This is a genomic window from Skermania sp. ID1734, assembly GCF_007489285.1.
GTDB lineage: Bacteria > Actinomycetota > Actinomycetes > Mycobacteriales > Mycobacteriaceae > ID1734.
The window spans coordinates 14,261-39,487 of the sequence record NZ_VLIY01000025.1 but is presented as its reverse complement, the minus strand read 5'-3'; the positions used below and the strand labels follow the sequence as shown (position 1 = coordinate 39,487).

At 66.0% G+C, this 25,227-nt stretch carries 27 protein-coding genes; 10 read left to right on the top strand and 17 right to left on the bottom strand.

Annotated features, from left to right (window positions below):
- Positions 1–166 precede the first annotated feature (166 nt).
- Positions 167–658 carry a pyridoxamine 5'-phosphate oxidase family protein gene (locus FOS14_RS22930; protein ID WP_143773178.1) on the top strand — a complete coding sequence of 164 codons (492 nt, stop codon included), beginning with the start codon at positions 167–169 and terminating at the stop codon, positions 656–658.
- 1 nt (position 659) lies between these two features.
- Here FOS14_RS22930 and FOS14_RS22925 read toward each other — a convergent pair whose 3' ends face one another.
- Positions 660–1,109, bottom strand: a complete 450-nt coding sequence (locus FOS14_RS22925) for a GNAT family N-acetyltransferase (protein WP_143773177.1) — start codon at positions 1,107–1,109, stop codon at positions 660–662.
- A 14-nt stretch (positions 1,110–1,123) separates the two neighbouring features.
- Positions 1,124–2,689: a malate dehydrogenase (quinone) gene (gene mqo / locus FOS14_RS22920; RefSeq protein WP_143773176.1), complete on the bottom strand. Its 1,566-nt coding sequence runs from the start codon at positions 2,687–2,689 to the stop codon at positions 1,124–1,126.
- 125 nt (positions 2,690–2,814) lie between these two features.
- Here mqo and FOS14_RS22915 point away from each other — a divergent pair, with 125 nt between their 5' ends.
- On the top strand, positions 2,815–3,858 hold the full coding sequence (locus FOS14_RS22915) for an alpha/beta hydrolase (RefSeq protein WP_370512286.1): 1,044 nt from the start codon (positions 2,815–2,817) through the stop codon (positions 3,856–3,858).
- A gap of 24 nt (positions 3,859–3,882) precedes the next feature.
- Here the strand turns inward: FOS14_RS22915 and FOS14_RS22910 are convergent, their stop codons facing one another.
- Entirely contained in the window at positions 3,883–4,437 is a 555-nt protein-coding gene (locus tag FOS14_RS22910; protein ID WP_143773174.1) for an alpha/beta hydrolase, read from the bottom strand.
- A gap of 202 nt (positions 4,438–4,639) precedes the next feature.
- On the opposite strand from FOS14_RS22910, the gene FOS14_RS22905 reads away from it, so the two are divergent.
- The 3 genes from FOS14_RS22905 to FOS14_RS22895 are packed head-to-tail and all read left to right on the top strand — an operon-like array spanning position 4,640 to position 6,641.
- Positions 4,640–5,002 carry a GntR family transcriptional regulator gene (locus tag FOS14_RS22905; RefSeq protein WP_143773173.1) on the top strand — a complete coding sequence of 121 codons (363 nt, stop codon included), beginning with the start codon at positions 4,640–4,642 and terminating at the stop codon, positions 5,000–5,002.
- A complete protein-coding gene (locus FOS14_RS22900) occupies positions 4,999–5,901 on the top strand; it encodes an ABC transporter ATP-binding protein (RefSeq protein ID WP_143773172.1) in 903 nt (300 codons plus the stop codon). The genes FOS14_RS22905 and FOS14_RS22900 overlap by 4 nt, the downstream gene beginning before the upstream one ends.
- Entirely contained in the window at positions 5,898–6,641 is a 744-nt protein-coding gene (locus FOS14_RS22895; RefSeq protein ID WP_143773171.1) for an ABC transporter permease, read from the top strand. Before FOS14_RS22900 ends, FOS14_RS22895 begins: the two co-directional genes overlap by 4 nt.
- On the opposite strand, the gene FOS14_RS22890 is transcribed toward FOS14_RS22895, so the two are convergent.
- From FOS14_RS22890 to FOS14_RS22880, 3 genes are read right to left on the bottom strand one after another with little or no spacing between them, the layout of a single operon-like run.
- The gene (locus FOS14_RS22890) at positions 6,638–8,143 is read right to left on the bottom strand and encodes a cobyric acid synthase (protein WP_143773189.1); all 1,506 of its coding nucleotides are present in this window, start codon (positions 8,141–8,143) and stop codon (positions 6,638–6,640) included. The genes FOS14_RS22895 and FOS14_RS22890 overlap by 4 nt on opposite strands.
- Positions 8,144–8,187: 44 nt before the next feature.
- Complete coding sequence (gene map, locus FOS14_RS22885; protein ID WP_143773170.1) at positions 8,188–9,045, bottom strand: type I methionyl aminopeptidase; 858 nt, start codon at positions 9,043–9,045, stop codon at positions 8,188–8,190.
- Between the two features lie 58 nt (positions 9,046–9,103).
- On the bottom strand, positions 9,104–10,705 hold the full coding sequence (locus FOS14_RS22880; RefSeq protein WP_143773169.1) for an AMP-binding protein: 1,602 nt from the start codon (positions 10,703–10,705) through the stop codon (positions 9,104–9,106).
- A 105-nt stretch (positions 10,706–10,810) separates the two neighbouring features.
- Between FOS14_RS22880 and FOS14_RS22875 the strand changes: the two genes are divergently transcribed.
- Both FOS14_RS22875 and FOS14_RS22870 read left to right on the top strand, forming a co-directional pair.
- Positions 10,811–11,677, top strand: a complete 867-nt coding sequence (locus FOS14_RS22875) for a LuxR C-terminal-related transcriptional regulator (protein WP_143773168.1) — start codon at positions 10,811–10,813, stop codon at positions 11,675–11,677.
- An 18-nt stretch (positions 11,678–11,695) separates the two neighbouring features.
- The gene (locus tag FOS14_RS22870; protein ID WP_143773167.1) at positions 11,696–12,184 is read left to right on the top strand and encodes a peroxynitrite isomerase; all 489 of its coding nucleotides are present in this window, start codon (positions 11,696–11,698) and stop codon (positions 12,182–12,184) included.
- Here FOS14_RS22870 and FOS14_RS22865 read toward each other — a convergent pair.
- The 3 genes from FOS14_RS22865 to FOS14_RS22855 all read right to left on the bottom strand — a co-directional run bounded on the left by FOS14_RS22865 (position 12,178) and on the right by FOS14_RS22855 (position 15,293).
- On the bottom strand, positions 12,178–13,971 hold the full coding sequence (locus FOS14_RS22865; RefSeq protein WP_143773166.1) for a penicillin-binding transpeptidase domain-containing protein: 1,794 nt from the start codon (positions 13,969–13,971) through the stop codon (positions 12,178–12,180). The genes FOS14_RS22870 and FOS14_RS22865 overlap by 7 nt on opposite strands.
- Before the next feature lie 54 nt (positions 13,972–14,025).
- A complete protein-coding gene (locus FOS14_RS22860) occupies positions 14,026–14,862 on the bottom strand; it encodes a GNAT family N-acetyltransferase (RefSeq protein ID WP_143773165.1) in 837 nt (278 codons plus the stop codon).
- 107 nt (positions 14,863–14,969) lie between these two features.
- The gene (locus FOS14_RS22855) at positions 14,970–15,293 is read right to left on the bottom strand and encodes a heat shock protein transcriptional repressor HspR (protein ID WP_143773164.1); all 324 of its coding nucleotides are present in this window, start codon (positions 15,291–15,293) and stop codon (positions 14,970–14,972) included.
- Between the two features lie 155 nt (positions 15,294–15,448).
- On the opposite strand from FOS14_RS22855, the gene FOS14_RS22850 reads away from it, so the two are divergent.
- Positions 15,449–15,871 carry an Hsp20/alpha crystallin family protein gene (locus FOS14_RS22850; protein ID WP_304944905.1) on the top strand — a complete coding sequence of 141 codons (423 nt, stop codon included), beginning with the start codon at positions 15,449–15,451 and terminating at the stop codon, positions 15,869–15,871.
- Positions 15,872–15,913: 42 nt separating this feature from the next.
- Here FOS14_RS22850 and ispG read toward each other — a convergent pair whose 3' ends face one another.
- From ispG to dxr, 3 genes are all read right to left on the bottom strand, one after another.
- Positions 15,914–17,059 carry a flavodoxin-dependent (E)-4-hydroxy-3-methylbut-2-enyl-diphosphate synthase gene (gene ispG, locus FOS14_RS22845; protein ID WP_143773187.1) on the bottom strand — a complete coding sequence of 382 codons (1,146 nt, stop codon included), beginning with the start codon at positions 17,057–17,059 and terminating at the stop codon, positions 15,914–15,916.
- Positions 17,060–17,138: 79 nt separating this feature from the next.
- Positions 17,139–18,365, bottom strand: a complete 1,227-nt coding sequence (locus FOS14_RS22840) for an RIP metalloprotease (protein ID WP_143773163.1) — start codon at positions 18,363–18,365, stop codon at positions 17,139–17,141.
- Positions 18,366–18,392: 27 nt separating this feature from the next.
- Positions 18,393–19,547 carry a 1-deoxy-D-xylulose-5-phosphate reductoisomerase gene (gene dxr / locus FOS14_RS22835; RefSeq protein WP_143773162.1) on the bottom strand — a complete coding sequence of 385 codons (1,155 nt, stop codon included), beginning with the start codon at positions 19,545–19,547 and terminating at the stop codon, positions 18,393–18,395.
- Between the two features lie 113 nt (positions 19,548–19,660).
- On the opposite strand from dxr, the gene FOS14_RS22830 reads away from it, so the two are divergent.
- The gene (locus tag FOS14_RS22830) at positions 19,661–19,906 is read left to right on the top strand and encodes a DUF2631 domain-containing protein (RefSeq protein WP_143773161.1); all 246 of its coding nucleotides are present in this window, start codon (positions 19,661–19,663) and stop codon (positions 19,904–19,906) included.
- Positions 19,907–19,916: 10 nt separating this feature from the next.
- Here the strand turns inward: FOS14_RS22830 and FOS14_RS22825 are convergent, their stop codons facing one another.
- Together FOS14_RS22825 and rlmN are read right to left on the bottom strand one after the other, a co-directional pair.
- Positions 19,917–21,308, bottom strand: coding sequence for an acyl-CoA dehydrogenase family protein (locus tag FOS14_RS22825; RefSeq protein ID WP_143773160.1), 1,392 nt, complete (start codon positions 21,306–21,308; stop codon positions 19,917–19,919).
- A gap of 101 nt (positions 21,309–21,409) precedes the next feature.
- On the bottom strand, positions 21,410–22,561 hold the full coding sequence (gene rlmN, locus FOS14_RS22820) for a 23S rRNA (adenine(2503)-C(2))-methyltransferase RlmN (protein WP_143773159.1): 1,152 nt from the start codon (positions 22,559–22,561) through the stop codon (positions 21,410–21,412).
- Positions 22,562–22,651: 90 nt separating this feature from the next.
- Here rlmN and FOS14_RS22815 point away from each other — a divergent pair, with 90 nt between their 5' ends.
- Positions 22,652–22,993, top strand: a complete 342-nt coding sequence (locus tag FOS14_RS22815; RefSeq protein ID WP_143773158.1) for a lipopolysaccharide assembly LapA domain-containing protein — start codon at positions 22,652–22,654, stop codon at positions 22,991–22,993.
- On the opposite strand, the gene FOS14_RS22810 is transcribed toward FOS14_RS22815, so the two are convergent.
- From FOS14_RS22810 to frr, 3 genes are read right to left on the bottom strand one after another with little or no spacing between them, the layout of a single operon-like run.
- The gene (locus FOS14_RS22810) at positions 22,979–23,680 is read right to left on the bottom strand and encodes a class I SAM-dependent methyltransferase (RefSeq protein WP_143773157.1); all 702 of its coding nucleotides are present in this window, start codon (positions 23,678–23,680) and stop codon (positions 22,979–22,981) included. The two genes, FOS14_RS22815 and FOS14_RS22810, sit on opposite strands and share 15 nt — an antisense overlap.
- A 7-nt stretch (positions 23,681–23,687) precedes the next feature.
- On the bottom strand, positions 23,688–24,614 hold the full coding sequence (locus FOS14_RS22805; RefSeq protein WP_143773156.1) for a phosphatidate cytidylyltransferase: 927 nt from the start codon (positions 24,612–24,614) through the stop codon (positions 23,688–23,690).
- A gap of 31 nt (positions 24,615–24,645) precedes the next feature.
- Positions 24,646–25,203: a ribosome recycling factor gene (frr, locus tag FOS14_RS22800; protein ID WP_143773155.1), complete on the bottom strand. Its 558-nt coding sequence runs from the start codon at positions 25,201–25,203 to the stop codon at positions 24,646–24,648.
- Positions 25,204–25,227: the final 24 nt, after the last annotated feature.

Genomic DNA, 25,227 nt, shown 5'->3' with positions numbered 1-25,227 from the left:
GTGCCAAGTGTGGTGTTGGTGAACGCTGATGACGGTGGTCTCACGGTTCACCGGGCGCGCAAGTGAGGGCGCACGAAATCCGTCGGCGCCTCCTCCCCCTGTGCGTGATTTTCCACCGCGGGCGGTGGAAAATCACGCACAGGGCCCGCAGGGCTACCTTCCAGGGATGACCACCTGGACAGAGTTCACCACCCAAGCACCCCATATCGCCGAGATTTTCCAGCGCCGGCATGCGGCGACGAAGAACCTGTGCATGCTGGCGACGCTGAGATCGGATGGCTTTCCGCGGATCAGCCCGATCGAGCCGCGGATCTTCGAAGATCAGCTGGTGTTGGCCGGGATGCCGCACACCACCAAGTTCGCCGATCTGGCCCGCGATCCGCGCTTCTGCCTGCACACCGCCACCGTCGACACCGAGGTGCGCGACGGCGATGTGAAGCTGTGGGGCACGGTCACCGACAACGACGACACCGCGCTGCACCAGCGCTTTGCCACGGCCTTGTTCGAGGAGACGGGATTCGACATTCGCGATCAGAAGTTCGACCACTTCTTCATCGCGGACCTGGTCGGCGCGTCGTCAGTGGAGGTCGCCGACAACCACCTAGACATCACCATCTGGAAGCCCGGCGAGTGCGAACGCGTGGTCCGCAAGCATTGAGTTACCGCTTGCGCATGGGGACGTGCGGGATGCCGTCCTCGAGGTATTCCGCACCGTCGATCTTGAACCCGTGCTTGGCATACATGTCCACCAGGTAGGTCTGCGCGTTGATCTTGCACGGCGCCAAGCCGACCTCAGCCAACGCCGCCTGCAACAGCCGGGTGGTGTGACCACGGCCGCGCGCGTTCGGCGCCGTGCAGAGTCGCCCGATCCGAAAAGACTTGCGCCCGTTGGAGTATTCCTCCGTCAGACGCAGGGTGCAGATGACCTCTCCGTCTTCTTCCAGCCAGAAGTGCCTGGTCTCGTGCAGCAGGTCGAGCCCGTCGAGCTCCGGGTAGGCGCACTTCTGCTCCACCACAAAGACTTCGACCCGCAGCTTGAGCAGGTCATAGAGAGTGGCCGTGCTTAGGTCATAAGCCCACGACCGCTTCAGCGTTGCTGTTGCCATCATGGGCATGATGCCTATCACACAGTGGTGGATGCCGCTAACTCCGACTCGCCATGCGGGCCCGGAACGATGTCGGTTTTCAGCTCCAGCGCCTTGGACGTCCAGTCCCAGACCTCGCCGAACAGCTTCGGGTTGTCGGAAAGTTCCACGCCGAGCGACGGGATCATTTCCTTGAGTCGCGGCTCCCAGGAGCGGTAGCGGTTCGGGAAGCAGCGCGACAGCACGTCGAGCATGGCGGGCACAGCGGTCGACGCGCCGGGCGACGCGCCGAGCAGACCTGCGATCGAGCCGTCTTCGGCGGAGATGACGGCGGTGCCGAATTCCAGCACGCCGGTGTGTCCCTGCGGCCGGATCACCTGCACGCGCTGGCCGGCGATGGTGAGCTCCCAGTCATCGCCCTCGGCTTCGGGCACGAACTCCATCATCGTGCGCACCTGCGCCGGTTTGGTCTTGACCAACTCGGTCAGCAGGTACCAGGCCAGCGGCATCTCGGTCGCGCCGACGCCGAGCAGCGAGGCGAGATTGCCCGGACGGATCGACTTGAACAGGTCCGCGTTGCTGCCTTCTTTGAGGAACTTCGGGCTCCAGCCCGCGTACGGCCCGAACAGCAACCCCGGTTTGCCGTTGATCACGCGGGTGTCGAGGTGTGGCACCGACATCGGCGGCGCACCGACGGCGGCCTTGCCGTACACCTTGGCGTGGTGCTGGTCGATGAGCGAGCGGTTGAGGCAGCGGAAGAACGCCCCGCTGACCGGGAAGCCACCGAAGCCCTTGGCTTCTTTGATGCCCGACTTCTGCAACAACGGCAGCGCACCGCCGCCGGCGCCGACGAAAACGAACTTGGCGTTGATCACTCGCTTGTCACCGGTGCGCAGGTTACGCACCTTCAGATCCCAGGAGCCGTTGGACTGCTTGGTGATGTCGCGGACCTCGTGGCCGAAGTACACCCGGCCGCCCGAGGAGCTGATGTAGTTGAGCAGTTGCTTGCTCAGCGCGCCGAAGTCGACATCGGTGCCGGCGTTGGTCCAGTTCAGCGCGATGGGCTCGGAGAAGTCGCGGCCCTTGGCCATCAGCGGCAAGCGGCGGCTGAACTCGTCGGGGCTGTCGATGAACTCCATCCCGCCGAACAGCGGATGCCCGGCCAGCGCGTCATACCTGGCACGCAGGTACTTCACGTTCTCTTCGCCGTGCACGAAGCTGACGTGCGGGATGGGGTTGATGAAGTCCTTGGGATCGCTGAGCACCCCGTTCTCGACCGCGTGCGACCAGAACTGCCGGGAAACCTGGAACTGCTCGTTGACGTTGATGGCCTTGCTGATGTCGACGCTGCCGTCGGAGTTCTGCGGCGTGTAGTTGAGCTCACACAGCGCGGAGTGCCCGGTTCCGGCGTTGTTCCACGGATCACTGCTCTCGGCCGCGGCCGCGTCGAGCCGTTCGAAAACCGCAATCGACCAGTTCGGCTGCAGCTGGCGTAGCAACGCTCCCAGCGTCGCGCTCATGATGCCAGCGCCTACCAGAACCACATCGACCTGCTGTTTTTCCGATGTGGCGGCCTTCTTCTGCGACTCTGCTGCGTTCGACACTGGAGCTTCGACTTCCTTGTCTCATAGCCGGGAACGTGTGGTCCGTGAGGACGGCTCGGCTTAGGTTACCGGGCGATTAACTCAACTCAATTGTGCGCCTCGCCAGTACGGCGGCCATGTCATAAATTGAGAATGTGACGCAAAGCGCCCAATCCACGCCGAATCCGGCGGCGTGGACCCCGGACCATCTCGGGCCGGGATATCAACAGCTGGTGCTCGAACTCGGCCCCGACCCTGACGGGGAGGGCGACATCGTGGCCACGTTGATTCGATATCGGCCGGAAAATCATGCTGCGCATCGACCGCCTGGCGCGGCGGCTGTTTTGTACGTGCACGGCTACACCGACTATTTCTTTCAAACGCATGTGGCCGAACATTTCGCGGCGCTCGGTTACGAATTCTTCGCTTTAGACCTGCACAAGTGTGGCCGCTCGCTCCGCCCGGGCCAGACTCCGCATTATGTGAGCGATCTCGCGCTCTACGACAACGAACTCGAACTCGCCCTGAACATCGTGCGCGAACAGGTCGACGGCGGGTCGGTGCTGTTGATGGCGCACTCGACCGGCGGGCTGATCCTGCCGCTGTGGCTGGACCGGCTCGGCCGTCGTGAGGGCGGCAGCGCGAAGGCCGGGGTCGCCGGACTGATTCTCAACAGTCCGTGGTTCGACCTGCAGGGCCCGTCGGTGGCGCGCAATATCGGCACCGCCGTCATCAACGTCGTCGGCCGGTTCCGCGGCAAAACGGCCATTCCCCGCAAGCGACTGGATACCTACGGCGCGAGCTTGCACGCGAGCGCCAACGGCGAATGGCACTACCAGCTCGATTGGAAACCGCTCGACGGCTTCCCGGTGCGCTTCGGATGGCTGCGGGCCGTTCGCGCCGGGCACACGCAGTTACACCGGGGGCTCGACGTCGGCGTTCCGGCGCTGATACTGCGGTCCAAGCTCACCCGCTTCACCAGCGACGGCCCCGACGTCGACCTTGCCGACGCGGTCCTCGACGTCCGCCAGATTCAGCGCTGGTCGGGTTGTCTGGGTGACCGCACGACGATCGTCCCGGTCGACGGCGCGCGCCACGATGTGTTTCTCTCCACGCCCGGGCCGCTGGCACAGGCATTCGGCGAACTCGACCGCTGGCTCGAGTCGCTGGGGCCGTTGCCCGCAAGCTGACCAGCTACCCCGCAAGCTGACCCGCTACCAGGAACTCGTGCGCAGCACGATCTCGGTGGCCATTTCGGCGGCCGCCTTCAGCGGCACATTGTCGACACCGTCGAGCTGGACAATCCGAAAGTCGGCGTAGACCTTTCGGCCCGAGACATCCGCCTGCGGGCGCAGCAGCGAACTACCGATGATGAGCGTGGTCGGCAGTTCCACCGGCGGGCAGTCCGCCGCCAGGACTTCGCCGTTGAGATCCGGCACCGCCGGATGGCAGCAGTCCGCCACGACCAGACTGGCCACCCGACCGAAGGTACGGGCGGCGAAAAGCCAGGCGAGACCAGCACCTTCGCGACTGCCCACCAGATTCACCCAGCCGATCTTCAGCTCGTCGAGGATCGCGGCGATACCGGCTTCGTCGAGGCCGTCGAGAGTCTCGGCGACGATCGTGCGCAATCCCGAGTTGTGCAGCCGGGTACAGACGTCGTCGTAGACAGTTCCCGGCTCGGCAGCGGCGGGCAACAACAACACGCTGTGACGGCTCTCGGGGCCATCGATGCGAACCGTGCGAGCACCGATCTGCCTGAGCTCCATGCCTGCCGACGGTACGCCACGTGCCTAGTCACCCGCCTTTTCGACTCGAACTGCAGTTGATCGAGCGCAGTCTCACCACAAAACGCGGGTGACTTCGAGCAGGAGTCAAGGCTGACGACAGGTTGCCGGTGACGCGAAGAGCCTCTATGGTTAGTTACATGAGTAATGAACCACTTAAGCAGCTAGCCGTGGCTGGTTAACCGTGATGGAGAACGGCCGGCCACTGTTTGCGCAAGTGGCCGAACTCATCGAGAACTCGATCATCGACGGGACACTGGCCGAGGACACGCAGGTGCCGTCGACGAACGAGCTCGCCGCATTTCATAGGATCAATCCGGCAACCGCCGCGAAAGGGCTGAATCAGCTTGCCGCCGAAGGGATCATCTACAAGAAACGAGGAATCGGGATGTTCGTCAGCGCCGGCGCCCGCGAAGCGCTGAAGTCGCGGCGCCGCGAACGCTTTGCCCGCCAGTACATCGAACCGCTCGTCGCAGAGGCGGACAAGCTCGGCGTCGGGATCGCCGAACTGAAATCGATGCTCGATCAATGGGAGAAGAACCTATGAGCACCAGCCGGATCAGTAGCATTCCCGCCGTTTCGGTGCGCGGGCTGACCAAGCGATTCGGGCGGTTCACGGCCGTGGACAACGTCGATTTCGACATCGACCCCGATCGCATCTACGGTCTGCTCGGCCGCAATGGCGCTGGAAAGACGACGGTGATGCAGATGCTCACCGGCCAACTCCGGCAGACCAGCGGCGACATCTCGATATTCGGGCAGCAGCCCTTCGAGAACCCCGTTGCGCTCGCCCGCGTCTGCTTCGTCAAGGAAAGCCAGCGCTACCCCGAGGACTACCGGGTCAAACACGTTCTGGCCGCGGCAAGTCAGCTGTTGCCCAACTGGAACAACGACTTTGCCCACGAACTCATCAAGGACTTCGACATCCCGCTCGACCGGAAGATGAAGAAGCTTTCCCGCGGCACGACGTCGGCTGTCGGCGTCACCGTCGGGCTGGCATCGCGCGCGCCGCTCACCATTTTCGACGAGCCCTACCTCGGGTTGGACGCGGTGTCTCGCACCATGTTCTACGACCGTCTGCTTGCAGACTTCAGCGAAAACCCGCGCACCATAGTTCTTTCCACACATCTGATCGATGAGGTCAGCGATCTGATCGAGCACGTGCTGGTAATCGACAAGGGCCGGATTTTGCTCGATGACAACGCCGATGCGCTGCGGTCGCGTGCCGTCATGGTGTCCGGGCCTGCTCGCACGGTCGAGGCGTTCGCTGCGGATCATGCTGTGCTGCATCGGGAGTCGCTGAGCAGCCTGGCCCGCGCGACCGTTGCCGTCGAACTCACCGACGCCGAGCGCAACCGCGCCCTCGCCGCGGGCCTGCAGCTCGAACCAGTTTCGTTGCAGCAACTCGTCGTCCGGAGTACCACCGCAGCCAAGGAGTCCGCATGACTGCCACCACTTTCGGTCGTCGCATCCCGGCCCGCCGGACCTCGACCCGACTGCTCAACGTGGCCCGGCTCCACCACGCCGCAAGCCCGTTGCTGATCGTCTGGCCGATCGGTGTCGTCGCGGTCTCTTTCGCGATCGCGCTGGCGATCTTCTTCGTCACCGGCGACGACGCCAGCGACTCGAGCTTCACCGGCGGAGTCTTTTCGCTGTACGCCTTCACGCTGGCGTTCTACCTGCAGGCACTGACGCAGACCTTCCCGTTTGCGCTGGGACTGAGCGTCACCCGACGCGAATACTTCACCGCCACAACACTCGTTGCGGTCAGCCAGTCGACGGTGTTCGGCGCCGCACTGTTCGTACTCGCCCTCGGCGAACGGGTGACGAACGGATGGGGCGTGCACATGCGCATGTTCGACATCCCCGCGTACTGGACCGACAATCCAATCCTGCAGCTACTCACGCCCATCGTTTCGCTGTTCCTGGTCACAACGATCGGGCTCTTCGTTGGCTGTATCCACCAGCGCTGGCGCACCCAAGGACTGCTGACCGCAGGACTGACCGTTGCAGTGGCGCTGGGAATTTCGGCCATTGTGGTGACCTGGCAACGGTGGTGGCTCGACATCGGGCACTGGTTCGCCGACATTCCGCGCGCCTATCCCCTGGTGGTTTTTCCGGCGCTCGCAGCCGCGGTTGCCTTGGCCGGAGCCTGGGTGATCCTGCGCCGGACGGCTCCCGCCTAGATCGTCCGCAGGTCGTACGGGGCGCCGTGCTCGATCAGGTAGAGCACGGCACTCACGTCTACATGACGCTCGATCAGGTCGGCCAGTAAATCCAGTTGCCGCAGCCGGATTCGGTGCACGGAGGTATCGGGCGCGACGACGAAGCCACCGCGACCGCTTTCGGCGGCGAGCACCGGCAGCAGCGCTCGCCGGTAGTCGTCGCAGGCCAGCAATCCGTGCCAGTGGGTGCCGCGCACGGCGCCTTTTACGCTGCCCTCCGGCGTGCCGTCGGCGTAGTGCAGCAACGCTTCATCGCCGGCGGCGCACGCTTGCCCATGGTGAATCTCGTAGCCGCGCACGGCAATTCCGTCCGCAGTCCCCGATACCCGGCGCAGCGTCTTTTCCGGGTCGAAGCGCACCTGCAGGTCCAGCAACCCCAGGCCGGCCACCTCGCCGCACCGGGATTCGACATCGTCGACGATCGTTCGCCCGAGCATCTGGTAACCACCGCAGATACCGATGATCGGCCTGCCTCGGGCAGCGCGAGAGACCAAGGCCTCGGCAAGACCGGTGCGCCGCAACCACGCCAGATCGCTGACGGTCGATTTGGTTCCCGGCACCACCACGACGTCGGCGTCGGCGACCCGGGACGGCTCGGTCACCCACCGAACCGCCACTCCCGGCTCGCACGCCAAAGCTTCGACGTCGGTGCTGTTGGAGATCCGCGGTAACCGGATCGCCGCGACATTGAGCCACTCCGAACCAAGCGGCGGCGCGGGCCGCCCCACTGGCGCGTCGGACACCGTCGACAGCGAATCCTCCGCGTCGATCCACAGCTCATCGGAGTAGGGCACCACACCGAGCGTCGGTCGCCCGGTGAGCTTTTCGAGTTGCGCCAAACCCGGTTCGAGCAATGCCGGATCGCCGCGAAACTTGTTGATCAGGAAGCCGGCGATCAACGCCTGATCCTCGGGGTCGAGCACGGCCACCGTCCCGAACAAGTGGGCCAATACTCCCCCGCGATCGATGTCGCCCACCACGATCACCGGGATGTCGGCCGCGCGCGCCAGTCCCATGTTCGCGATATCGGTTTCGCGCAGGTTGATCTCGGCAGGCGACCCGGCGCCCTCGCAGATCACCACGTCGAACTCGGAGCGCAGCGACGCCAGTTCGTCGGCCACGACACCGCGTAGCTTCTCCCGCCAAGCCAGGTAATCAGCCGCGCCGATCGTGCCGATCGCCTTGCCGCGCACCACTAGTTGCGAGCGCCGATCGCTGCCGGGCTTCAACAGCACGGGATTGAACCGCACGCTCGGCTCGAGCCCGCAGGCGGCCGCTTGCAGAGCCTGCGCCCGCCCGATCTCGCCGCCGTCGAGGGTGACGACCGAATTGTTGGACATGTTCTGCGCCTTGAACGGCGCCACCTTCGCCCCGCGCCGGGCCAGCAGTCGGCACAGCCCGGCGGCGATGACGCTCTTGCCGGCGTCGGAGGTGGTACCGGCGACCAGCAACGCACCCTTCACGGCTGTATCGGATTTGCCGCTCACGGCAGTATCGGATTTGCCGCTCACGGCAGCGTGAGGATCTCAGCGCCCGTCTCGGTAACCACCAGGGTGTGTTCGAACTGTGCGGTCCACTTGCGATCGCGCGTCACGACGGTCCAGCCGTCGTCCCACATCTCGTAGTCGGGTGTGCCGAGGTTGATCATCGGCTCGATGGTGAAGGTCATGCCCGGTTCGATGATGGTGTCCACGGCAGGCTGGTCGTAGTGCAGGATCACCAGCCCACTGTGGAAGGTGGGCCCCACGCCGTGGCCGGTGAAGTCGCGCACCACGCCGTAGCCGAAGCGGTTGGCGTAGGACTCGATGACGCGGCCGATCACGTTCAGCGCCCGACCGGGCTTGACCGCCTTGATCGCGCGCATGGTCGCCTCGTGGGTGCGCTCGACCAGCAACCGCGCCTCCTCGCAGACGTCGCCGGCCAGGAAGGTGGCGTTGGTGTCACCGTGCACGCCGTGGATGTAGGCGGTGACGTCGATGTTCACGATGTCGCCGTCTTCGATCACCGTCGAGTCCGGTATGCCGTGGCAGATCACCTCGTTCAGCGAGGTGCAGCATGATTTGGGAAACCCCTTGTAGCCCAACGTCGATGGATAGGCACCGTGGTCGCACATGAACTCGTGGGCGATCCGGTCGAGCTCATCGGTGGTGACGCCGGGAGCGACCGCCTTGCCCGCTTCGACCAGCGCCTGCGCGGCGATCTTGCCGGCGATGCGCATTGCCTCGATGGTCTCCGGTGTCTGCACCCACGGTTCGTGGCCCTCGTTGGCGGTGGCCTTCCAGGCATACTCCGGCCGTTCGATGGCGCGCGGAACGGGACGAGTCGGCGACACGACGCCGGGGCGAAGGGCGGTGCGGGTGGACATACCGAAAAGGGTACGTCGTGGACCCCGTGCGTGAATTTTCACCGCGGGCGGTGAAAATTCACGCACGGGACCGGAGCAGGAACCGTTGCACCTTCCCGCTCGGCGTCTTGGGCAGCGCTTCGACGAAATGCACCCGCCGCGGGTAGGCGTGGGCCGCGAACTTGCGCTTGACCAGCTGCTGCAGCTCGGCGACCAAATCGTCGGACGCCGCATCGGCATCGCGCAGCACCACGTACGCCTCGAGCACCTCGCCGCGCAGCTCGTCCGGCTTGCCCACCACCGCGGCCTCGACCACCGCGTCGTGCATCACCAGGACGCTTTCGACGTCGAACGGCCCGATCCGGTAGCCGGCCATGATGATCACGTCGTCGTCGCGCGCCGAGAAGAAGTAGTAGCCGTTTTCGTCGACCGATCCGGCGTCCCCGGTGAGATACCAGCGCCCGTCGGCCGTGTAGCGCTGCGCGGTCTTCTCCGGTGCGTCGAGGTAGCCGGTGAACCAGAGCAGCGGGCTGGCGTGCACGTCGATAACCACCCGACCGACCGTGCCTACCGGTGCTATCTCGTCGGCGTTGTCGGCAAGGACCTCGCACGACCATCCGGGCAGTGTCTTGCCCATCGAGCCCGCCGGCGCATCGACTGCCAGCTGCTCCGCCCAGGCGTTCACGATGAACATGCCGTGCTCGGTCTGCCCGTAGTGGTCGCGCACGGCCACGCCGAGCACCTCCTTGGACCAGCCCACGACGTCTGGCGTCAGTGGCTCCCCTGCCGACGACGCCCGCCGCAGCCGCACGCCGTCGGGCGCCGAGCCGGCGCGCAGCGCGCGGTACACCGTCGGCGCCGCCGCGAAGTTCGTCACCTCGAACCGCTGCAGCACCTGCCACGTCAACGGCGCAGAAAACCCCGCGTGCAGCAGCAACGTCCGCACGCCGGCGGCCAACGGACCGGCAATGGCGAAGTACAGCCCATAAGCCCAGCCGGGATCGGCGGCGTTCCAGAAGACGTCGTCACGGCGGACGTCGAGCCCGAATTCGAGATAGGCCACAAACGACGCGAGCGCCCGCACCGGCACCGGCACCCCCTTCGGCGTGCCGGTGGTGCCGCTGGTGAACAGCTCGATGAGCAGGCCGTCACCGCCGACCGCCACCGCCGATTCCATCGGCTCGTGCCCGGCCACCAGGCCGGCGAATTCGGATCCGGCGTCGATCACCCGCCACGGCGGATCGGCCGGGATGTCGTCGCCGGCCGCCAGTTTGGCGAGCTGATTGCTGTCGGACACCACCAGCTTGGCGCCGCTCGCCTGCAGCCGGAAGGCGATAGCGGGCGGCGCGAACGCGGTGAACAGAGGCACGTGCACCGCACCACAGCGCCAGATGCCCAGCAGCGTAATGACCAGTTCGGCCGACTTGCCCATCAGCGTGGCGACCCGATCACCAGGCCCAACACCCAATTCGGCCAGCGCGGTGGCGAATCGCGCGGACTGCTCGCGCAGTTGGCCGTAGGTCAGGTCGGTGGCGGAGAGATCCTCGTCGATCACCGTGCATGCCACCGCCTCGGCGGGATGCCGGTCGCAGAGCAGTTCGGCGGCGCACGCGGTCGGCGTGTCGTAGTCGGCCAGCAGTTCGCGGACGCGTACGTCCGGGTCGGCACTCGTGGTAACCATCGGCAATCCTTCCCAACGCCTCGATCGGGTGGCTACCGATAGGATCTATGTCACACCTCTCATCGCACTACCCCCGAAATGGGGTGGCACTGGAGAAAGGCGTCCATGAGTACCGCCGCGTCACTGCTGCGCCCCCGCGACAGTGTTTTACGCCCGCGTGACGGTGACGCCGTGCTTGCAGAGCTGCGCCGGGCGGCCCGCGCCGCGACCACCCCGATCCTGTTCGGCGGTGAGGTACACAACGACACACTGCTGCTCAGCGAGTTCGTCGGCACCAGGACTGCAGGCTTGCGCGGGCTGACGATCCCGCGGCTGTCCGGTCTCGGCGGCCAGGTCATCGACCTGCTGCGGCCCGCCTCGGTGGCCGACTACTCGAGTGCCTCGACGATCACCCACCACTACGACGGGCCCGTGCTGGGCGAAGGCATCCGCTCGGTGTTGGCCGTTCCGGTGGTCGTCGACGGCGTCGCGCGGGCCGTGCTCTATGCGGCGCAGCGACTCGCCGCCCCGGTGCCCGGCCGCACGGCCGACACCCTTATCCAGGCCAGCAAACGACTCACCGCAGAACTACGCATCCGGGATGAAGTCGACCGGCGGCTGCAGATGAGCCCACCGCGACCCGCGGTTGCCTCCGGCCCGCTGGCCGAGGAACTGCGCAGCATCCACGCCGAGTTGCGCACTATCGCCCATGCCGCACCCGGCGATGTGCAACGCCAGTTACACGCGCTGACCCGTCGGCTCGCCGACGCGATGCGCGACACCGCCGGGTCGAGCGAGGTCGAGCTGACTCCGCGCGAGCTCGACGTGCTCGCCCAGGTCGCGCTCGGGTGCACGAATTCAGATGCGGCACAGCGGCTTTCGCTGCGACCGGAAACGGTGAAAAGCTACCTGCGCAGCGCCATGGGCAAGTTGGACGCCCATTCCCGGCATGAAGCAGTGGTGCGTGCGCGCAGTCTCGGTCTGTTGCCCTGACTCCCGTACGCTGAGCGGATGCCAGACCTCCTGCCCGCTCTCGCTCCATTGGCTGTCCTGCTCGGAACCTGGTCCGGCCGCGGGTCGGGCGAGTATCCGACGATCGAACCGTTCGAGTACCTCGAAGAGATCACCTTCGGCCACGTCGGCAAGCCGTTCCTCGCCTACGGTCAGCGCACCAAGGCCGCCGACGACGGCCGGCCGCTGCACGCCGAGACCGGATATCTGCGCGTCCCCGCGCCGGGTCGCGTCGAATGGGTGTTGTCCCACCCGACCGGCATCACCGAGATCGAAGAGGGCACCTTCGAGATGTCCGGCGAGACCCTGACGCTGGAGCTGTCCGCGACCCGCATCGGGCTGACCTCGACCGCCAAAGACGTTACCGCGCTAACTCGTTCGTTGCGGATCCGCGGCGACGAGCTCGCCTACAACCTGGCCATGGGCGCGGTGGGACAGCCGCTGCAGCACCACCTCTCGGCTACGCTGCGGCGCCAGCAACCTCAGTAGCCGTCGGGCAACGCCGTGAACATGTCCCGCGTCACCGCGACCGCGTTGTCGGAACTGCCGCCGTTGACCACCAGCGTCGCAAACGCGATGTCGCCGCGGTAGCCGACGAACCATGCGTGTGATCCACCGGGGAATTCGGCCTCACCGGTCTTGCCGTACACCTGGCCCTGATCGGCAATGCGTGCGCCGGTGCCGTCGGTGACCACAAGTCGCATCATCGGGCGCAAACCGTCGACCATCGCTTTGCTGATCGGCCGGTGGTCGCCGTCGACCTTCGTGTCGTGCCCGACGATCAAAAACGGGACGGGCGTAGAGCCGTGCGCGATCGTGGCCGCGGCCAGCGCCATACCGAACGGCGTCACCAGGTCTTTGCCCTGGCCGAATCCGTCCTCGGTCCGTTCGGTGGTGTCGGTGGCCACCGGCACGGATCCGGTGTCCGCGGTCAGACCGTCGATGTGATAGTTCGCGCCGATCCCGTATTGAGACGCGGCGATGGTGAGCGCATCGGGCTTCATCTCACTGGCCAGCTTGGCGAACGAGGTGTTGCAGGACCGGGCAAACGCGGTGGCCATCGACACGTTGCCCAGCGCGAATTCGTCGTAGTTCGGAATGGTTCGTTCGCCAATCACGATGTGTCCGGGGCATGGCACCGTTGTTGCCGGGGTCGCCAGCCCGCTCGAGATGGCGGCCCCGGCGGTGATCATCTTGAACGTCGAACCGGGCGGATACAGGCCTGTGGTGGCCAGTGACCCCTCCTTGTCGGCGGCCTTGTTCTGCGCGATCGCGAGAATGGCACCGGTCGAGGGCTGCACCACCACCATCATCGCCTGCTCTTGGCGCCGGTCCACCGCCGCTTGGGCGGCGTTCTGAATCGAGCGGTCCAGGCTGATCGAGAACGACGGCGAGGGCTGCGGGTCGGTTTCGGTGAGCACATCGGTCTCGGCGCCGTTGCTGTTGACCGTGACGACGCTCCAGCCGGCCTTACCGTCGACCTCGTCGGCGACCGTCTTCTTCACCTGATTCACCAACGCGGGCGCGAAGTTCGGATCGGTGTTGACCAGGTCGGCTTCATCGGTGGCGCTCACCCCGGGCAACGTGACCACTCGGGACTGCACCTGGTCGAACTGGTCCTCCGACAGCGTCGCCACCACGTAGCTGCCCTTGACAGAGGTGGCTGATTCCGCGATCGACTGCGGCGTCAGGGTCGGGTCGAAGGGCGCGAGAACCGCGGCCAGTTGGGTGGCGACCTTGACGATGTCACCGGCCTGCTTCGCGTCGAGGTGGATGCGGTGCACCACGCCCGGGACCAGCACATCGGTGCCGGAATGCTCGTTGACGCGGGCCCGGGGCGCCGGGATCGAATGCAGCACCATGTGTTGGGCACCGCCGAGCTTGGGATGCAGGTCGGTGGGCGTCCAGCGCACAATCCAGCCGCCGTTGCGCCGGCCCATCTGCAGTTGGCCGTCGTAGCGCCACACTCGATCCTTGGGCAGGTGCCACTCGTAGGTGTAGTCGACGGTGGCCGTGTCACCGATCACCCGGACGGAACCCGTACTGGCACGCAGCGATTCGGCCTGCAGGCCGGACCATGATTGCGCCATCGCGGTCTTGGCCGCAGCCGGCTGGTCGGTGGCTTGCGCGGCGGCGTCGGTGTCGTTTTCGGCGAGATCGGACAGGAAGGTCTGCGCGGCCGGCAGCGGCCCGTCGGAGCTGAGCGTGCATCCGGTCACTACCGCGGCCATCGAGACGAGAACTGCGCAAACGGCGACGATACTGCGGTAGGACATCGCTGGCATCCTACGTCCGGCGCCGCCCGGCACCGGGTAGCGACAAGCCCGCGGCTATTCGATCAGTACTGTGGCGAAAGTCGCTACCTGGTGATAGCCGATTCGCTCGTACACGCGGCGCGCCGCGGCGTTGTAGCTGTTCACGTACAGACTCGCGGTGCGCCCACCCGCGACGACAGCGTTGGTGACCGTCGCCGTCCCCGCCGAGCCGATTCCGCGCCCGCGGACATCGGGATGAGTCCACACACCCTGAATCTGCCCGACGCTGCGCGAGACGGAACCAACCTCCGCCTTGAATACGACCTCGCCGTCCTCGAAAAGCGCCCAGGCGCGGCCGGCGGCGATCAGGTGGGCCACGCGGCGGCGGTATCCGCGCCCGCCGTCACCGATTCGCGGATCCACCCCTACCTCTTCGACGAACATGGCGATGGCAGCGGGCAGGTAGTTCTCGATCTCCTCCGGCCGGACCTGGCGAACCCGCTCGTGGCCGGCCACCTGCGACCGCTCGCGCGTCGCCAGCAACGGCTGGTCGGGGCGTAATTCGCGCGGCGACCCCCATTCGGCGACGAGCATGTCCCACAGCGGCAACGCCAGTTCGCGCCGGCCGACCAGCGACGAGCAGACCCTCGGCTCGCGGATCGCCCGATCGGCAAAGGCCCGCAGATCCAACTGGTCACCGAGCAACGGCACCAGGTTCGCGCCCGAGTAGCACAAGGAATCGGTTGGGCCGCCGCGGCTCCAGAGCTCACCCTGAAGGCCCCGGCCCGCCACGCCGAACTCTTCGACCCGGGCGGCGATCATGCAGTTGGCGACCGGATCGTTGTCCAATACGCGCAGGACAGCCGCGGTATCGCGGTTACCGAGTTGACGCGCACCGAGCAGCTTCAGCATGGGTGCGGCCTCGGATCGACATGCACGTGACCAGCGTGCCACGACCTGGGCCGCTGGCGTAGATATGCGTCGTTATTGCGACGGCACATCTAACGCCGAAAGAGTGGTCAGTCCTCCTCGCGCTGGGCGTCGAGGGTGTCTTCCAGGCGGGCGTTGGCCTCTGTCAACGCGTCGTTGGCATCCTGCAACGCAAGGATTCGGGCCACCCCGGCCAGGTTGATGCCCTCCGCCAGGAGTTCGCTGACGCGGCGAAGGCGGTCCAGGTCGGCCGCGCTGTAACGCCGAGTGCCACCGTCGGTGCGCTCCGGCTGGACCAGTCCGTGGCGTTCGTAGAGGCGTAGCGACTGCACGCCGATACCGGTGAGCTCGGCGGCAACGGAGATCGCATACACGCCGCGGCTCACCGAGAATGGGTCGTCGGTCGGGTTCATCGCGCTCCTCGAAATCTCCGTTGCACCCCCTTGCGGTCAGGCTAGCACAAGAGGTATAAAAAATCTGTACCAGATGGAATAGATCATCTGATACCGACGCTACATAAGGGACAGGAAGCACCACATACAACGAATGGAGCGTGTTGGAGGTGGACATGATGTTGATGCGTACCGATCCGTTCCGTGACCTCGACCGATTCGCCCAGCAAGTGCTCGGAACGGCCGCTAGGCCGACGGTGATGCCGATGGACGCCTGGCGCGAGGGCGACCGGTTCGTTGTGGAATTCGATCTCCCGGGTGTCGCGCCGGATTCGATCGATCTGGATGTGGAACGCAACGTGGTGACCGTGCGAGCCGAACGGCCGACGCTGGACGAAAGCCGCGAAATGATTGCGGCCGAACGAAACCGCGGCGTGTTCAGCCGGCAACTATTCCTGGGTGAAACTCTGGACACCGACAAGATCGAGGCGGAGTACTCCGACGGTGTCCTTCGCCTGACCATCCCGGTTGCCGAGCAGGCCAAGCCGCGCAAGATCGCGATCACCAGCAACGGCCATCACAAGGCAATCGACGCCTGATGGAATAAGGAATGCGGCCGTCGGGGGCGGCCGCATTCTTGCTTATGTGACGGTTACCGTTGGCGCGCCGGCGGACGCTTCGTCCATGTCCGCCGCGATGCGCATCGCCTCTTCGATCAGCGTCTCCACGATCTGTGCCTCCGGCACCGTCTTGATCACCTGGCCCTTGACGAAGATCTGGCCCTTGCCGTTGCCGGACGCCACACCGAGATCGGCCTCGCGCGCCTCCCCCGGACCGTTGACGACGCAACCCATCACGGCGACCCGCAGCGGCACCTCGAGACCCTCGAGCCCCGCCGTAACCGCGTTGGCCAGCGTGTAGACGTCCACTTGCGCGCGGCCACACGATGGGCAGGACACGATCTCGAGCTTGCGCGGGCGCAGGTTCAGCGACTGCAGGATCTGCGCGCCGACCTTCACTTCCTCGGCCGGCGGCGCGGACAGCGACACCCGAATCGTGTCCCCGATGCCCTGCGACAACAGCGCGCCGAACGCCACCGCGGACTTGATGGTGCCCTGAAATGCGGGACCGGCCTCGGTAACCCCGAGGTGCAGCGGGTAGTCGCACTGGGCGGCGAGCTGGCGGTACGCCTCGACCATGACCACCGGGTCGTTGTGCTTCACCGAGATCTTGATGTCGCCGAAACCGTGCTCCTCGAAGAGGCTGGCCTCCCACAGCGCCGACTCGACCAGAGCCTCGGGGGTGGCCTTGCCATATTTCTCGAGCATCCGTTTGTCCAGCGAACCGGCGTTGACGCCGATGCGGATTGGAATACCCGCCTCGCCCGCGGCCTTGGCCACTTCCTTGACCCGGCCGTCGAACTCCTTGATGTTGCCCGGATTCACCCGCACCGCAGCGCATCCGGCGTCGATGGCCGCGAAAATGTAGCGCGGCTGAAAGTGGATGTCCGCGATCACCGGGATCTGGCTCTTCTTCGCGATGGTCGCCAGCGCGTCCGCGTCCTCCTGGCGGGGGCACGCGACCCGGACGATGTCGCAACCGGACGCGGTGAGCTCCGCGATCTGCTGCAGAGTCGCGTTGACGTCGTGCGTCTTGGTGGTGCACATCGACTGCACCGAGATTGGATAATCGCTGCCCACGCCCACCGAGCCGACATGCAATTGCCGGGTCTTACGTCGGGGCGCCAAAACAGCGGACGGCTCGGCCGGATTCCCGAGCGCCGGCATGCCCAGAGCGGTCACAATCGCGCCTTCCCTGTCGCTGGATGTGCTTCGCTGCCTGCAAGTCTAGTCGGCGGCGGAACTCTCACTGGAACAGTCGAATCGGGTTGACGATGTCCGCGGTGACGGTCAGCAGCATGTAGGCGCCGCCGATGACGATGACCACGTACGTGGCCGGCATCAGCTTCAGGTAGTTCACCGGCATGCCGGGCGGCAACCCGCGCCAGGCGCGCAAGCTGTTGCGGATCTTCTCGTACAGCGTGATCGCCATGTGCCCGCCGTCCAGTGGGAGCAGCGGCAGCAGGTTGAACGCGCCCAGGAAGAAGTTGAGGATGGCCAGCAGCAGGATGAACATGCCCCACAAGCCGTGCTGGGCGACCTCGCCGCCGATGCGGCTGGCGCCCACGACGCTGACCGGAGTGTCCATGTCCCGTTGCCCGCCGGTGACGGCATGCCACAGATCCACGACCTTGCTGGGCATCTGCGCCATCGAGTGCACCGTTTGCACCATGAGGTTGCCGGTGAAGGCGAAGGTGGCGGGCACGGCCGCCAGCGGGTTGTAGGTCAGCGGCGCCGGCGGCACGGTCTCGATACTCAACCCGACCGCGCCGACGGTCTCGGAACGTTTCTGCCCGGTGCTGGAGTCGACCACCCAGCGCTGCACCGGCTGGACCTGCACCGGAATGGTCAGGTCGTGGCCGTCGCGGGTGATGCTGAATTGCGCGGTTCCCTTGGCATCCTGGGTCTGCTTGACCACGTCCGTCGAGGTCGGCGTGGGCACCCCGTTGACCGCGGTGATGATGTCGCCCGTCTTGATGCCGGCCGTCTCACCCGGGCCGGCACCGGTGCACGCGGCGAGCGTGCCGTCCGGGGACTGGGTCGCCGCGGCACACCCAAGGGTGCCGACCTGCGCCTTGGCGTCGTTGGAATTGTTGTTCGGCAGCCCCCAGGTGACGGCGAGGATGAAGATCAGCAGCAACCCGAGCGCAAAGTTCATGGCGATGCCGGCGAACATCACCAGCAACCGCTTCCACGTCTTCTGCCGATACATAGCGCGCCCGATCTCCTCGGGCTCCAGCTCGTCGTGGATGGTCATGCCGGCAATGTCGCAGAACCCGCCCGCCGGAATCGCCTTGAGTCCGTATTCGGTTTCGCCGCGACGCCAGGAGAAGATCTTGGGTCCGAAGCCGACGAAGTACCGGCGCACGATCATGCCCGTGCCCTTGGCAGCCCACATGTGGCCGCACTCATGCAGGGCAACCGATGCGGCGATGCCCAGGGCGAACAGCACCACGCCCACCACAAAAATCATCCGGTGCCCGTCCTCCTAGGTTGGCAATCAGCCGGCCCGCACCGCAGCGCGCGCTTGGCCGCGCGCCCAGCTGTCGGCTGCGAGCACGTCCTCCAAGGTAGCGGGTTCGGCCGACCATTCGCTCGCACCGTCGAGCACGCGCGCCACCGTCTGCACGATTCTCGGGAAGGCCAGAGCGCCGTCAAGGAAGGCGTGCGCGGCCACTTCATTGGCAGCGTTGTAGACCGCGGTCATGCAACCGCCCGCGGTGCCGGCGGCACGGGCCAGGTCCACCGCGGGGAACACCACATTGTCGAGCGGCTCGAACTCCCAGGTCGCTGCCTTGGACCAGTCGCACGCCAGCGCCGCACCCGGCACGCGGTCCGGCCAGCCCAGCGCGAGAGAGATCGGCAGCTTCATGTCCGGCGGGCTGGCTTGGGCCAGTGTCGAACCGTCGGTGAACGTCACCATCGAGTGCACGATCGACTGCGGGTGCACCGTCACCTCGATGCGGTCATACGGCACGTCGAAGAGCAAATGCGTTTCAATGACTTCCAGTCCCTTGTTGACCATGGTCGCCGAGTTCAGCGTGTTCATCGGCCCCATGGACCAGGTGGGATGCGCCCCGGCCTGCTCCGGTGTCACCGATTCCAGGTCGGCGGCCTGCCAGCCGCGGAACGGCCCGCCCGAGGCGGTGAGCACCAGCTTGGCCACCTCCGCGCGGGTGCCGCCACGCAGGCATTGCGCGAGGGCGGAGTGCTCGGAGTCCACCGGCACGATCTGGCCCGGCGCGGCCAGCCGCGTGGCCAGAGAACCGCCGGCGACCAGCGACTCCTTGTTGGCAAGTGCCAGCCGGGTCCCGGATTCGAGCGTCGCCAGCGTGGGGCCCAGTCCCACAGCGCCCACCAGCGCGTTCAGTACGACGTCGGCGTCGGTGCGCCGGACCAGCTCGGTGGCCGCGTCGGGGCCCTTCAGCGGCACGTCCAGGGCGGTGTCCGGATCGGCCACCGCCACGTTGGACACACCCGTGTCCTCAATCTGTTTGGCCAGCACATCGGGACTTCCGCCGCCCGCCGCCAAGCCGACCACCGAAAATCGGTCCGGATTCGCCGCGATGACCTCGAGCGCCTGGGTACCGATCGAACCGGTACTGCCGAGAAGCAGCACCCGCACTGTGTCTGTCACCGCCACATTGTGGCTCATGCGGCACCGCCGCGGTGTGGCTCATGCGCGCCGTTTTGCGACTCCCGTATGTACGACGTTCGGTCGTATGTCACGATATTGGCCAGTAGCGCCGATCAACTCGAGGAGCAGACGTGGCAGGTAAGGAGATCGATCCCATTACCGAAGCCGAGGTTCCATCGGCTCGCTGGGGCTGGAGCGGAGAGTCCCGCAAGAGCTACTACGCCGGTGGCATCATCGTCGCGCTGATCCTGATTGCGATGCTGGTCAGCTTCGGCAGCCGCAGCGGCAACGTCGGAAACGTTTACCTCGCGAGTTTCGCGGCGGCGATCTTCGCCATCTTGATCCGCGGCGCGATCATCAGGCGCAAGGAGCGCTAGCCGGGGTGTATTAACGCCCCGGCGGGCTGAGCACTCGCATCGCCTGTCGCAACACCGGCTGTGGCACTTTGTCTTTCGCGCTTATCGCGGCCTGTCCAAGCCGGGTTCGCAGCCTGCTGCCGCGACCGAAGTGCCGACCGAAGGCGAACCCTTCGGGCTCCATGTCGACGTGCAGCGGCGGGGCGCCGTCTGCCGCGCCGAGGGACTGCCCGATGACGAGGCGCTGGATCTCGCTGGTGCCCTCGAAAATGGTGTAGAGCTTCGCGTCGCGGTACCACTTCTCCAGCGGATTATCGGTGATGTAGCCCCACCCTCCGCACGTTTGAATCGCCTGTTCGGTGGCGCGAACCGCGACCTCGCTCGCGGCCAGCTTCGCCATCGAGCCCTCACCTCGGGTCAGTTCAATCCCGTTCGCGGCCATCCACGACGCCCGCCAAGTCAGCAGACGCGCAGCGTCTATCTGTGTGGCCAGGTCCGCGAGCGGAAACGACACACCCTGGTTGTCGATGATCGGCGCACCGAACGCCTCCCTTTTGTTGGCGTAGTTGGTGGCGAATTCCAAAGCGGCACGTGCGATTCCGAGCGCCTGGGCGGCGACCATCGGTCGAGTCTGCTCGAAGGTGCTCAGCGTTGCCGATCCTGAGGAGCGTTTGCCGTCGCGGCCGGACATTCGCTCGCGGACATGCTCGAGTTTGCGCTGCAGTCGCTCCTCGCCGCCGAGCAGATTCTCGGCAGGCACCCGGCATTCGTCGAAGAGCAACTCCGCGGTGTGCGAGGCCCGGCAGCCCAACTTGTCGAGCTTGCGGACCAGTTCCAGGCCAGGCGTGCCGCCGGGCACGATGAACAGCGCCTGCCCGCGGTGACCGAGTTCCGGGTCGACGACAGCGTTCACCACGTGCACGTTCGCGATGCCGCCGTTGCCGATCCACATCTTGTGGCCGCTGATCACCCAGTCATCGCCGTCGCGCCGGGCCTGGGTGCGCAGGTTTCGGACGTCGCTGCCGCCTTGCGGTTCGGAGATCGCCAGGGCAGCGAGCTTGATGTCGCCGGGTTCACCGAAGCACTCCGGCGCCCAACGCAGCATCTGCTCAGGCGTGGCGGCCTGCCCGATTGCCGACAGCGCCAGAGCCGGCATGACGATCGATAGCCCGATTCCCGCGCAACCCCAAAACAGCTCTTCCATGAACACCGGCAGGGACAGGCCGGTCTTGTCGCCGATCAGGTCCCGGTAGAAAAGTGGACTGTAGAAGCCCTGCTTCGCAGCTTCTTCCAGCACGGGCCACGGGAATTCCTGCTTGGCGTCGTATTCCGCGGCGACCGGTCGCACCACCTCCTCGGCGAAGCGGTGGGTGCGCTCCACGAGCTCGTGCTGCGCCGGAGTCAAGGTCAGATCGAAGCTCACGGCATGGGGATGGGCAATTGGACGCTCGTCTAAACGTCTGCCCACTTGAGCGTGTTCTTGTTCAGGCAATGCGACGCGGATCGGCCTGAAGAACTAAGCGCTCAACCCTCCGCGGCCAGCTGACCGCACGCGGCGGCAATCTCACGACCGCGCGTGTCGCGGACTGTGCAGGTGACGCCCTGGGCCTGCACCCGGCGCACGAATTCGTCCTGCCGCGGTCTGGGACTGGCATCCCATTCGCTGCCGGGGGTGGGATTGAGCGGAATCAGGTTCACGTGCACCAGCGGCCCGAGCGCTTTATGCAGTTTCTTGCCGAGCAGATCCGCCCGCCACGGTTGGTCGTTCACGTCGCGGATCAGGGCGTATTCGATCGAAACCCGCCGCCCGGTCCGGTCCGCGTAGTACTTGGCGGCGTCGAGCACCTCCGCGACCGGCCAGCGATTGTTGACGGGCACGAGGGTGTCGCGCAGCTCGTCGTCGGGGGTATGTAGGGAGACCGCGAGGGTGACGCTCAGGCCCTCGTCGGCTAGCTTGCGGATCGCGGGCGCCAGCCCGACGGTCGACACCGTCACCGACCGGGCCGAGATGCCGAAGCCCGCGGGTGCGGGCGACACGATGCGCCGGACTGCAGCGACCACGCGCTTGTAGTTGGCCAGCGGCTCACCCATGCCCATGAAGACGATGTTCGACAGGCGCTCCCCAAGGTCACGCATGGTCGCTGACGCCGCCCGCACCTGGTCAACGATTTCCGCAGTCGACAGATTGCGTTGCAACCCACCCTGCCCGGTGGCGCAGAAGGGGCACGCCATGCCGCAGCCGGCCTGGCTGGAGATGCACAGAGTCGCCCGCGCGGACCGGGACCCGTCAGCACCGGAGCGCAGCCCGCGAAGCGACCGATCAGCACCGCCGCCGTAGCGCATCAAAACGCTTTCGAGCAGCGTGCCGTCGCCGGCCCGCCACAGCGTTTTCTGGGTCTGACCGTCGTCGCAGCTGATCTCGCGAACGGGCGTCAGCAGCGGCGGGAACAAGGCTTCACCCACGCGGGTGCGCGCTGCTGCCGGTAGATCGGTCATCTGCTCGGGATCGGCTTCCAGCCGGCCGTAGTAGTGCCGGGCCAACTGGTCGGCGCGAAACGCGGGCAGGCCCAGTTCGCGGACCGCCGCACGCAGGCCGTCGGCGTCGAGGTCGGCCAGGTGCCGCGGCGGCATCCCGCGGCGCGGGGCGTCGAAAACCAACGGGAGGGAGGCAGCCATAGTTTTCCCAGTGTCCCATTCCGGGTAACAGACTGGCGAATTCATCAAAGATGGCGTGCATTGCGCCACAGGCTAGGTCAAGATCGAGTTATGTCGACGGATCCCCAGCAGCCGCCCGAGGAACCCGGCGAGCCCGCATACACCCCGCCGGTGGACCACGGAAAGATCAAGATCGAACGAACCCGGGTCAGCTGGGCGTGGACCGGCCTGGTGGTCGGCATCATTGTGCTGATTCTGCTGCTCGTGTTCATCCTGCAGAACCTCGACACGGTCCAGATTCACTTGTATTTCTGGGACGTGTCGCTGCCGCTCGGAGTGACCGTGTTGCTATCGGCGATCGTGGGCGCGCTCATCATGACGGTGGTCGGTGGGGCGCGGATCGTGCAGATCAGGCGGGTCGCCAAGCGCGGGCCGAAGCTACCGCAACGCTAAGCCGCGCGGCTTGACTCGGGTGTGGATGCGGTAGCGCACGGTCAGGGCCAGCCCGGGCGTGGATACCAACGCGCGCGCGGCCGTCGCGGCCGTGAACTCGATTGCCAGCACCCAGGCAAGGGTCGGCCGGTCTGGGAATTCCCAGCGGGTGTCGACGCGGCGCAGGTCGAATCCGTTGTCCGCGAAGAACCTTTCCACCGCCACGGCGTTGTAATGCGGCAGGTCCGCGCGCATCCACGAACCGTAATCGTGGGCAGTTGTATCGAGGTCGACGATGACCAGCACTCCCCCGGGCCGCAAAACCCGGTTGGCCTCGGCGAGCCCGGGTGCCGATTCGGCGCCGAAGAAGTACGCGGTGCGCGCATGCAGGACGTCCACGCTGGAATCGGGCAGCGGCAACGCCTCGGCGGAGCCAGCCAACACACCGATCCCAGTTCCGGCGACGCGGTCGGCCGCGATCTTGCGCAACTTGGCGTGCGGTTCCACGCCGAGGACGGATCGTGCGTCACGGGCGAAGATCGGCAGGTGGAATCCGGTGCCGCAACCGATGTCCACGACGTCGCGACCGGTCCAGTCGGCCACTTCCCGCAATGTCGCGAAGATGACACCGTCGACGTCCTGGGCGGCGTTTTCCCGCTCGTAGACATCGGGCCAGTACCAGATGTCGGGGCTGGGGATGATCGGCATGGCAGCGCTAGATCAGCGCAGAGAAGACCGCCCACGAGACGAATGCCGAGGGCAGCAACGAGTCCAGCCGGTCCATGATGCCGCCGTGGCCGGGCAGCAGGGTGCCCATGTCCTTGATGCCGAGGTCGCGCTTGAACTGCGATTCCAGCAGGTCTCCCAGCGTCGCCACGATCACCAGTCCCACGCCGAGCACTACGCCGATCCACGAACTCGCACCGAGGAGGAAGGTGACCGTCAGCACCTCGCCGACGATCGTGAACAGCAATGATCCGGCGAAACCTTCCCAGGACTTCTTCGGACTGATGGCCGGAACCATCGGATGCTTACCGAACAGCACCCCGGCGGCGTATCCGCCGACGTCGGAGCAGACCACACCGATCATGAAGGTGAGCACCCGCTTGCCGCCGTCGTCCTCGAGAACCAGCAGTGTCGCGAACGAGGCCAGCAACGGGATCCACGCGGCGACGAACACCGCGACCGCCGTGTCGCGCAGATAGTTCTTAGGTGTCGCGTGCAGGCCGTGGTCGAACAACCGCCAGGTCATCGTGACAAGCACGGTCGCAGCGAAGGCGCCGAGCGTGCCGGTGGTGCCGTACGGCCACGCAAGCCAGATCATCGCCTGCCCGCCGACCAGCAACGGAATCCGCGGCACCTGCACGTCTGCTTCCCGCAGCCGCTGGGTCACCTCCCAGGTCGCGATTGCCATCGCGACGGCGACGATCGGAATCATCACCTTGGGCACAAAGACCAGCACCAAGATCAAGGAGATGCCGAGGCCAAAGCCGACACCGAGTGCCGCGGGCAGGTTCCGGCCGGCGCGCGAAGGCTTCTTCTCAGGCGTGGCCGGCGCGCCGGACTCCGGATCCGGCGCCTTGTTGGCGGTGACTGCAGAGCCGTCCTGCTCGACGGGGTCTTCGTGTGTGGGCACGCTCATCTACCGGGTCGATTCGTGTCGCGGTGGGGGGCTAAACCTCGAGCAGTTCGGCTTCCTTGTGCTTGACAAGCTCATCAACCTGCCCAACGTAGCGCGCCGTGGTCTTGTCGAGTTCCTTTTCGGCGCGGAGAACGTCATCTTCGCCGGCTTCACCGTCTTTCTGGATGCGGTGCAGCTCCTCGTTGGCCTTGCGCCGGACGTTGCGGATGGCGACCTTCGCGTCCTCGCCCTTGCTCTTGGCTTGCTTGACCAGTTCGCGGCGGCGTTCCTCGGTGAGTTGCGGGACCGCGATGCGGATGAGATTGCCGTCGTTGGTCGGGTTCACGCCCAAGTCGGAGTTGCGGATCGCTGTCTCGATCGGGCCGAGCTGGGACTGCTCGTAGGGCTTGATGACCACCAGCCGCGCCTCGGGCACATTGATGCTGGACAGCTGGGTGATCGGGGTGGGCGCGCCGTAGTAGTCGACGACGATCCGGTTGAACATGCCGGGGTTCGCCCGACCCGTCCGAATGCCGCCGAGATCGTCCCTGGCTACCGCGACTGCCTTTTCCATCTTCTCCTCGGCGTCGAAGAGGGCTTCATCAATCACGGTTGCTTCCTCCCATGAAACTGC